General features: G+C 55.9%; 7 protein-coding genes and 1 rRNA gene. 3 read left to right on the forward strand and 5 right to left on the reverse strand.

What is annotated here, in order from left to right; genetic code table 11:
• From HKD40_RS17370 to HKD40_RS17380, 3 genes are all read right to left on the reverse strand, one after another.
• Positions 1-62 (reverse strand): 16S ribosomal RNA (locus HKD40_RS17370); the annotation flags it as partial.
• Positions 63-851: 789 nt separating this feature from the next.
• Positions 852-1,781, reverse strand: coding sequence for a 2-hydroxyacid dehydrogenase (locus HKD40_RS17375; protein ID WP_169197035.1), 930 nt, complete (start codon positions 1,779-1,781; stop codon positions 852-854).
• A gap of 30 nt (positions 1,782-1,811) precedes the next feature.
• Positions 1,812-2,747, reverse strand: coding sequence for an AEC family transporter (locus HKD40_RS17380; protein WP_169197036.1), 936 nt, complete (start codon positions 2,745-2,747; stop codon positions 1,812-1,814).
• A 161-nt stretch (positions 2,748-2,908) separates the two neighbouring features.
• Here HKD40_RS17380 and glpD point away from each other — a divergent pair, with 161 nt between their 5' ends.
• Both glpD and glpK read left to right on the forward strand, forming a co-directional pair.
• Positions 2,909-4,393 carry a glycerol-3-phosphate dehydrogenase gene (gene glpD / locus HKD40_RS17385; protein WP_169197037.1) on the forward strand — a complete coding sequence of 495 codons (1,485 nt, stop codon included), beginning with the start codon at positions 2,909-2,911 and terminating at the stop codon, positions 4,391-4,393.
• A 42-nt stretch (positions 4,394-4,435) separates the two neighbouring features.
• Entirely contained in the window at positions 4,436-5,926 is a 1,491-nt protein-coding gene (glpK, locus tag HKD40_RS17390; protein WP_169197038.1) for a glycerol kinase GlpK, read from the forward strand.
• A gap of 23 nt (positions 5,927-5,949) precedes the next feature.
• Here glpK and HKD40_RS17395 read toward each other — a convergent pair whose 3' ends face one another.
• Together HKD40_RS17395 and pdxH are read right to left on the reverse strand one after the other, a co-directional pair.
• Positions 5,950-6,678 carry a DUF1499 domain-containing protein gene (locus HKD40_RS17395; protein WP_169197039.1) on the reverse strand — a complete coding sequence of 243 codons (729 nt, stop codon included), beginning with the start codon at positions 6,676-6,678 and terminating at the stop codon, positions 5,950-5,952.
• A gap of 166 nt (positions 6,679-6,844) precedes the next feature.
• Positions 6,845-7,474 (reverse strand): pyridoxamine 5'-phosphate oxidase, encoded by a 630-nt coding sequence (gene pdxH / locus HKD40_RS17400; protein WP_169197040.1) that lies wholly within the window; start codon positions 7,472-7,474, stop codon positions 6,845-6,847.
• Between the two features lie 115 nt (positions 7,475-7,589).
• Here pdxH and HKD40_RS17405 point away from each other — a divergent pair, with 115 nt between their 5' ends.
• Positions 7,590-8,552, forward strand: coding sequence for a DnaJ C-terminal domain-containing protein (locus HKD40_RS17405; RefSeq protein WP_169197041.1), 963 nt, complete (start codon positions 7,590-7,592; stop codon positions 8,550-8,552).
• Positions 8,553-9,149: the final 597 nt, after the last annotated feature.

Consider the following 9,149-nt stretch of genomic DNA (forward strand, 5'->3'; position numbering starts at 1 on the left):
ACTTGCATGTGTTAAGCCTGCCGCCAGCGTTCGTTCTGAGCCAGGATCAAACTCTCAAGTTTAATCATGACTATTGTCGCTAGATGCACGTTTGCGTTTTGACGAGGACACACATCAAATTGCGCTAAAAAGCGCTAAAAGAGTGTACCTCTAGAAACGTGCACCCATCGAAGTCTAGTTAACTTCCACTGGAGTAAACCCCAGCTTCCGTTCGCAAGAACCTCGCCGTCCACGTTTCTCTTTCTTCAATCTTCACAATGTCAAAGAGCTGACCCATCGGTTACAAACCGGATACGTCATTTTGGAAGCAAAGCTTCCGGAGTTCTTAGAGACAAAACTATCTATCCGGTTGCCCGGCAGATCGTCTGCCCTGTCAGAAACTGCTAATCAGTGGGAGCAGCAAGTGCTCGGCGTCGTTAGCGTTCGTGGGTTTTAGTCAGAAGCTTTTGCTTCGTCAACACCCATTTTCGCGAATTCCGAAATCTTTCGAGATCCACTAAACCAATTTCAAATTTGCATTTGATTTCAGTCGTTTGCTGCGTCGCTCAGTGCCGTGAGGCGCTGTGCTCTGCAGCGATGACCGGGTTATAGGGGCAGCACTGATTGCTGTCCAGAGACCTCGACAAAAATCGATATGATTCAGCTTTTTGGCCTACGTCGCTTTGTGAAAAAGCCGGCTGAGTCAGTAGCGTTTGCAACGCTGTCCCGAGTTATCCACCTGGGGGAAGATTTTTGGCAACAGCACGCTCAAGACACTGAAATGTCAGTTCATTTTGGGTTTAGAGCGGAATCGTAGGCGTTTTGCGAGTCGAGTGCCTCTCGAAAACGCCCGCCTTTTCCCTCGTGAACTGTCACACCACCGGGCTGATCAGGGGTTCACCCGCAAAATGACGGTCGAGATTGGCGACTAAGAGCGCCCCCATTGCGTCGCGGGTCTGGTGGGTCGCACTGCCCTGATGCGGGGAGAGGACGACATTATCCAAGGCATAGAGCGCTTCGGGGACTTCTGGCTCATCAACAAAGACGTCCAAGGCAGCGCCGCCGAGTTTCTTGTTCGTCAACAGTTCGACGAGTGCGGGTTCATCGACGAGCGTCCCGCGCGCCACATTAACGACATAGCCTTGCGGTCCGAGCGCTTCGAGTACGGCTCGCGAGACAATGCCTTCTGTGGATTTGCCGCCCGGAGCGATCACCACGAGCCAATCGCTGTCGCGCGCCATGTCTCCGAGCTTGTCGTAAAACGTGTATGGGACATTGTCCTGCTTGGAGCGTCCGTAATAGACGACACGCATCTTCATCGCTTGCAGACGGCTGGCGATTTCCTTGCCGATACGACCCAGGCCCAAAATGCCGACGGTTTTGCCAGTGAGCTCTGAGAAGAGCCCCATGCCCCCGTTGAGCCAATGGCCATTGCGCACGAACTGGTCACCCTGCGGGATACGGCGCGCCAAAGAAATCATGAGCCCGACCGTCAGCTCGGCCACGGCATCGTTGAGAACATCGGGCGTATTGGTGACGCGAATGTTCTTCGCCTTAGCCGTAGCAGTGTCGATATTATCGTAGCCAACGCCAAAGCTTGAGATGATTTCGAGATTAGGTAGCGCGTTCATGAGCTTTGCCTGAACGCCCGAACCGGCATGGGCGCGTATGCGCGCGCCATTGGCCTTGAGCCAAGCGTTCCTATCGGCCTGCTCATGCAGCTTGTGGACGATATATTTCTCCGCGAGGGCTTTTTCACAGCTGGCTAACAACGGGCCGGTCTGCAGGATTTCTATGGTCATTCTTCCCTCCTCGGAATAAGCGACTTGGCTCTACATTCCCAATATGTAGAGCCAGACTGAAATGGTAACCGCGGACAATATGGTGGCAATCAGTATCGTATTCGCTGCTACCGACACGCCGCGATCATAATAAGTGGCGAAGACATAGATGTTGACGCCAGCCGGCATGGCGGCGAGCAAAATTCCATAGCGGGCGATCTCCATCGGAATATGCAGCACCCAAATCATCAGCACATAGGCAATGGCCGGGTGCAGGATGAGTTTCATCAGCGAGGCCACGAAGGCCGGCCGCCAGTTCTCCGACAGTTTAAATTCATTGAGAGCCCCGCCGATGCCGAATAAGGCCACAGGCACCACGGCCTGACTCATCATGGTCAGAAAGGCTTCCGCCGGTTCGATCAATTGGAGATTGATGGTCGAGGCAATCATGCCCGCGGCAATGCCCCAGATCAACGGATTGGTCGCCACACGTCGAACGGCAACGGTCAGCGTTGCGGCCAGAGATTTACCGTCCCGGCGCATCAGCTCCATAGTGACCATGCCTGTGGTGAGCAGGATCGCGGCGTGCACGCCGATGATCGACAGCGTCACCGGCAGTGCCGCATCACCATAAGCGCGCGACATGATCGGCAGGCCAACCAGCACCGTATTGGTGAACATGGACGAAAAGCCAAAGGCGACGCTTTCGCCTCGCGGTAGCTTGAACCAGCCCCGGCCCAACACAATACCAATACCGAAGCAGATCCACGCGCCGAGATAAAACGGCCCGATAATGCCAAGAGTAAAGGCTGAACTGAAATCGCTGGTTAGGATTGAGTGGAACAGCAAACACGGCGTCGCGAAATTGTTCACGAAAGCAATCAGCGCTTTCACGCCATCAGCTGGGAACAATCGATACCGCACCGCGCTATAGCCCAAGGCGATAAGCGCGAAGATCGGCACATTGACGGCTAGGATCGAGAGCATGGCCAGATGTCCGGGCCCGAGAAGGGATTAATCCATGCCCTAACCCTGCCAACGGCAGGGGTCAATGCATGTTTGTCGCACCATCAAAGCGAAACACAAAGCCTTCACAAACGAACCAATAAAACATACAAACGAAACATCTCTTGAAACGGCAGGATATCATGCTGGATATTTTCGTGATTGGCGGCGGCATCAATGGCGTAAGCATTGCGCGTGATGCTGTCGGACGTGGTTTTACCGTTGGTTTAGCGGAGATGAATGACCTCGCCTCTGGAACCAGCTCGGCGGCGACCAAGCTCATTCACGGTGGCCTGCGCTATCTCGAGCACTACGAGTTCCGCCTCGTCCACGAAGCGTTGGCCGAGCGCGAAGTGCTCTGGGCCACAGCCCCGCATATCATCTGGCCGCTGCGCTTTGTGCTGCCACACCAAAAAGGCATGCGCCCGGCGGTTGTGCTGCGCACCGGTCTGGCCATGTATGATTATATGGGTGGTCGCAAACTCCTGCCGCCAACCAAAACCCTTGACCTGACCAAGGATGAAGCCGGAAAGCCCCTCAAGCCCGGCCATAAGCTGGGTTTTGAATATTCTGATTGCTGGGTCAATGACGCCCGCTTTGTGGTGCTCAATGCCCGTGACGCCGCCGATAAAGGCGCCGAAATTCTTGTCCGCACCAAAGTCACTGCCGCACGTCGCGAAGAGGGAGCTTGGACCATCGAGCTCGATGGCGAAGCAGGCAAAACTCGCGTTCGCGCTAAAATGCTGATCAATGCTGCTGGCCCATGGGTCGACGAGGTCATCAACGGGGTGATGGGCAAGAACGGCAAACACAATGTTCGTCTCGTTCAGGGCAGCCACATCGTGGTGAAGAAACTCTACGAGCACGACCGGTGCTATTTCTTCCAAAACGGCGATGGCCGCATTTTCTTCGCTATTCCCTACGAGGACGATTTCACCCTCATCGGCACCACTGATCGCGATTATCATGATGATCCGCGCAACGTGAAAATCAGCGAGGAAGAGACCTCTTATCTTCTCGCCGCTGCCAATGAGTATTTTGCGGACACGATCACCCGTGACGACATCGTCTGGACCTATTCCGGCGTGCGTCCACTTTATGATGACGGCGCGTCCGCGGCGCAGGAAGCCACGCGCGATTACGTTCTCAAGCTCGAAGGCGATTCGAGCACGGGTGCCGTACTCAACATTTTCGGTGGCAAACTGACGACCTCGCGCCGTCTCGCCGAAGCGGCACTGGAGAAAATTGAAGCCATCTTAGGACAGAGGGGCGCGGCCTGGACAAAGACTAGCACTTTGCCCGGTGGAGATTTTGGCGTGAAAAGTTTTGACGCTGAAGTTCGTCGCTTGGCAAAAGATTATTCTGCCCTGCCCCCATCTCTCCTGCGTCGGCTCATGCGCCTCTATGGCACCAGGGCGCGGGTTATTCTGGGCACGGCCCAAACTATTGCCGATCTCGGTCGCTCCTTCGGCTCCGACCTATACAGTCGCGAGGTCGATTATCTGGTTACACAAGAATGGGCTCGAACCGCACAAGACGTGCTATGGCGTCGAACCAAACAAGGGCTCCGCACCAGCGCCGAAGATGTGGCGCAGCTCGAGGCGTATCTGGCGACAAGCACGTCATAGGGCAGGCACGGACCGCAAGGGCACGCAGGGGAGGAAACAAATATGAAAAAGTTTGTGTTGGCCATCGATCAGGGCACCACATCGAGCCGCGCCATTGTCTTTGACGGCAACCGCAAAATTGTCGGTGTCGGGCAGAGTGAATTCAAGCAGATCTTCCCAGAGGATGGCTGGGTCGAACATGATCCAGAAGAGATCTGGTCGACGGTTCAGTCTACCGTGAATAAGGCCCTCAAAGAGGCCAAGCTTGAGGCCAGCGACATCGCCGCCATCGGCATCACCAATCAGCGCGAAACAGTGGTGATTTGGGACCGTGAAACCGGCGAGCCTATCTACAACGCCATCGTCTGGCAGGATCGCCGCACCGCTCGTGCATGCGCCGAGCTTAAGGCCAATGGCCACGAAGAGCTCTTTACCAAGCGCACTGGCCTTTTGCTCGATCCCTACTTCTCGGGCACCAAGGTGAAGTGGCTGCTCGACAAAGTGAGCACTGCTCGCGAGCGTGCCAATAAGGGCGAATTGGCCTTCGGCACGATTGACAGTTTCCTCATCTGGCGCCTTACCGGCGGCAAGATGCACGCGACAGATGCCACCAATGCCTCGCGCACCTTAATGTTCGACATCGCCAAGAACCAATGGGACAAAGAACTCTGCGAGATCCTCGACGTTCCCATGGCCATTCTACCTGACGTAAAGGATTGCGCTGACGATTTCGGTGTTACTGAGAAAAGTCTGTTCGGAGCAGAAATCCCAATTCTGGGCGTTGCGGGAGATCAGCATGCCGCCACCATTGGTCAGGCCTGCTTTGAGCCAGGCATGGTGAAGTCGACTTATGGCACCGGCTGCTTCGCCGTGCTCAACACCGGCGCCGACATGGTGCGCTCGGAAAACCGCCTTCTCACCACCATTGCCTATCGTCTCAATGGCAAAACCGCCTATGCGCTTGAAGGCTCGATCTTTATTGCGGGCGCCGCAGTGCAATGGATTAGAGACGGTCTAAAACTCGTCAAAGAAGCCAAAGATACCGGCCCCCTCGCCCGCACCGCTGACCCGACCCAAAATGTGTATATGGTGCCGGCCTTTGTCGGCCTCGGCGCGCCGTGGTGGGATGCCGATGCGCGGGGCGCAATCTTCGGCCTGACCCGCAATACCGGCCCAGCCGAAATTGCCAAGGCCGCGCTCGAAGCCGTTTGCTACCAAACCGTCGATCTCATCGAAGCCATGAAGAAAGATTGGAAAGGGCAAGGCACAGACACTGTATTGCGCGTCGACGGCGGCATGGTCGCCTCGGATTGGACCATGCAGAGCTTGGCCAATTTGCTTGACGCGCCCGTTGATCGCCCTACCATTCTCGAAACCACTGCGCTCGGCGCGGCATGGTTGGCGGGCATGAAGGCTGGTGTTTGGCCGGGCATGCAAGAGTTTGCAGCCGCTTGGGAGCGGGATCAACGCTTTGAACCGGACATGGACCCTAAGGAGCGCCTAGCTAAAATCGCCGGGTGGGACGACGCGGTACGCCGCGTCCTCACCCACTAGCATTTGAGAAATGGGCGGACCTATTAAGCGCCGCCCATTTCCACCTGTGGGCTTTCTGCCTCATCAGCAGCATCAGGTTGATTGAGGCTAGGATTATCCCGAATAAAAGCCGTGACCTCGTTATCGAGGGAACTCAGAAAACTCATGATCCGGTTGCCGTTTGAACCGAAATCATGCGCCGCCCCGATCGAAGCTGACCGCATGTCAATTTTCGAACCCGTCGGCGTGGTTGAAATTCCAAAAACAACTTCTTCGCGCCAGCCGATTAGTGTTGTCACACGAGCGTTGATCCGGCCCGAGAATTCCGACGGCACCTGATCGAAGCGCACGTCCCAACCTTGTTGTGCGATGAGGCGCAACACAAGGGCGTGGAGTTCCTCAGGCGCGATCGGATAGGCACGCGTAAGCGCACTTGGGAAGCTGCGCAAATGATCTTCACGAGACAGCATGCGTGCATTCGGCATCCTTGCCGTATCAGGCTCGAATGTCAGTGGAAGCAAACCTGTCGAAGCCGTCGCCACATCCGTCACATGCGGATAGCGCCACGCCAATTGTGCATGCCAAGCAAATGGCACCAGACATAAGAGCCCCCAAAACAACGCCCCGAAACAATTGCGCCACCCATGGTCGCCGGTGAACCACAGACGTAGCAGCGCAACCCCAGCCAAGAGCACTGCAAGGGCCGCGACCAGACCGGCAATCAGGGCCGCAATTTGGAACACATTGCTGGAGATCAAGCCGAGACGATGCAATACAACACTCAGCACCACCAACGGCACCGCTAGGCTACCTAAACGGCGAGCCCAAATGGCGGTCTTCGAGCTTCTGATCAATATGCGCAAGAGACGGGCATCCCCAGATTAGACCTCAAAATTAGTGGCAAGAGGTTGTCAGAAACTCAACTTTCCGTCCGTTACCTTAAGGATAGAGCCGCGTACGCGACCAATCGCTGTTGGCGGTACTGCGGGTGAACCGGACGCGATCGTGCAAGCGGAACTCGCCGTCTTTCCAAAATTCTATTTGTGTCGGCACAAGACGGAAACCCGACCAATGGGGAGGCCGCGCCATCTCACCGTCCCCAATCATAGCCGTCAGTTGCTCAACCTCATCCATCATCTGCGCCCGACTACCCAATGGTCGGGATTGTTTGGAAGTCGCGGATGCAATGCGGCTCCCCTTCGCGCGAGAGGCGAAATAAGCGTCAGCGTCTTCGGCCGAAACTATCTCGACCTCACCCCGCAACCGCACTTGGCGGCGCAGGCTCTTCCAATGGAAAAGAAACGCCGCCCTCGGCTGGGCCACCAATTGTTGGCCCTTGGCACTTTCAAAATTGGTGAAGAAGCAAAATCCTCGTGCATCCCTCTGGTTCATCAGGACCATACGGACGTCAGGCAAACCATCAGCATCAACACTGGCGACCGCCATTGCGTGCGGATCATTAGGCTCGGAAACTTGCGCCAAAGCGAACCATTCTTCAAAAATGGCGAACGGATTGAGCTCGGATTGGTCCTGGTCGTCGAAGAGGAGATCTGTGAGAGGTTGGGCCATAGTGAGATTTCCTGCATTCAGTCGCGCAGCCCAACTGGACAAGGCCGTAGGGCGTCGCCATATAGGACTTGAAATAGAGGCGGAGCAACGCCTGAACTCTAAAGATTGGACCTAAATGCGCGATCCATACACCGTACTCGGCGTGTCGCGGTCCGCAAGCGACAAAGACATTAAGTCTGCCTATCGCAAGCTGGCCAAACAATATCATCCGGACCAAAACCCCGATGATCCGTCCGCTCATGCAAAGTTTGCTGAGGCAACTGGCGCCTATGATCTACTGAACAATCCCGAAAAACGCGGTCAATTCGATCGTGGTGAAATCGACGCTGACGGTAATCCAAAATTCGGTGGCTTTGGCGGCGGGGGATTTGGAGGGGGACGCACTGGTGCGCGTGGCAACGCGGGAGGCGGTTTTTCAGCCGAAGACATTCTCAAGGAGTTTATGAGCGGCTTTGGGGGACAACCGCGTGGCGGTAATCCAGGTGGCGGCACACGGAATGCTGGCGCTGGTGGAGCCCAATGGGACCCCTTCACTGGTGGCGCGGCTAATGCAGGTCCCGGCACCAGCGGCAAGAATGAAGACCTGGTGATCACGGCCGCAGTGAGCCTAGAGGACGCACATAACGCTGCGTCCATTCCTGTTCGCATGCCCTCAGGGAAAGTGCTGAACGTAAAGCTTCCGGAAAAGGTCGAAGAAGGTCAGCAGATCCGACTCAAGGGTCAGGGTACAACCGACGTTTACGGGCAACCGGGTGACGCGCTCGTCACGGTCAAATTCGCCAAATCGAAAACCTTCCGCAAGGACGGCACCGACATCCGCACAGACGTGGCCGTTACACTCTACGAAGCCGTGCTCGGCGCCAAGGTTCGGGTGCCGACGTTGACCGGATCGGTTGAACTCAACCTCCCTCCCGGCGTGGACACGGCCAAAGCGCTCCGCCTTAAGGGCAAGGGGCTTTATGGCGATGGTGACTTGTACGTCAACATCCGCGTCGTGTTGCCCCCAGGTGGTGATGCAGACTTAGAAGCGCTCGCCCGTTTTATGCGAGACCAAAAGCCCTACACTGTCCGCGACTAGTGACATCACAGTAGTTTCTCAAAGAGGCCCTAAAGGGCCTCTTTTTTATTCGCCCGGCCTCTGCCTACTTCAGTGGGAACTCGGACCCAACTGTGTCCACCCCGACGACATCAGCCATATAATGCGTTGTCACTTGTGTTGGTTTGGCGACACCTCCCTCGTCGACAGTAAGCGTAGGTCGGGCACAAATCTGCAAGCGAGCCACGTAGTCACGTACAATCCCTCCCTCTCTATCTACGCCTCAATGAGAGAGGCAACTCCCGTTGTTTGAGAGAGGACGTCTCTGACGTCTGGGGTAGCAAGTGCTATGCGCACCGCCAACAAACGCCGCTTTGCCTCCCTCCCCCGCTCGCGGGACTGTTTACAACTTGCGCATTTGGGATTCTAGTTTGACTGCTTGGGGGTGATTTGCCGGAGGGTTTGAGATGAATTGTCCAGATTGTTCTAGCACTGCCACGGTCAAGCGCGGTCTCAAGGCGGGTTACCAGCGATTTAGCTGTAAGGAGTGTGGTCGGTACTTTACTGATCGCGCCCCTAAATTCAGCGCTCAGACAAAAGCGCAGGCCGTTCAGATGTATCTCAACGGCACCGGCATTC

The sequence above is a fragment of the Devosia sp. MC1541 genome (assembly GCF_012847305.1).
In the GTDB taxonomy this organism is placed as follows: Bacteria; Pseudomonadota; Alphaproteobacteria; order Rhizobiales; family Devosiaceae; genus Devosia.

Excerpts from the sequence above, each read along its gene's own strand:
- glpK (WP_169197038.1), top strand. The coding sequence starts at position 4,436 with ATGAAAAAGTTTGTGTTGGCCATCGATCAGGGCACCACATCGAGCCGC.
- HKD40_RS17405 (WP_169197041.1), top strand. The coding sequence starts at position 7,590 with ATGCGCGATCCATACACCGTACTCGGCGTGTCGCGGTCCGCAAGCGAC.
- pdxH (WP_169197040.1), bottom strand. The coding sequence starts at position 7,474 with ATGGCCCAACCTCTCACAGATCTCCTCTTCGACGACCAGGACCAATCC.
- glpD (WP_169197037.1), top strand. The coding sequence starts at position 2,909 with ATGCTGGATATTTTCGTGATTGGCGGCGGCATCAATGGCGTAAGCATT.
- HKD40_RS17375 (WP_169197035.1), bottom strand. The coding sequence starts at position 1,781 with ATGACCATAGAAATCCTGCAGACCGGCCCGTTGTTAGCCAGCTGTGAA.
- HKD40_RS17380 (WP_169197036.1), bottom strand. The coding sequence starts at position 2,747 with ATGCTCTCGATCCTAGCCGTCAATGTGCCGATCTTCGCGCTTATCGCC.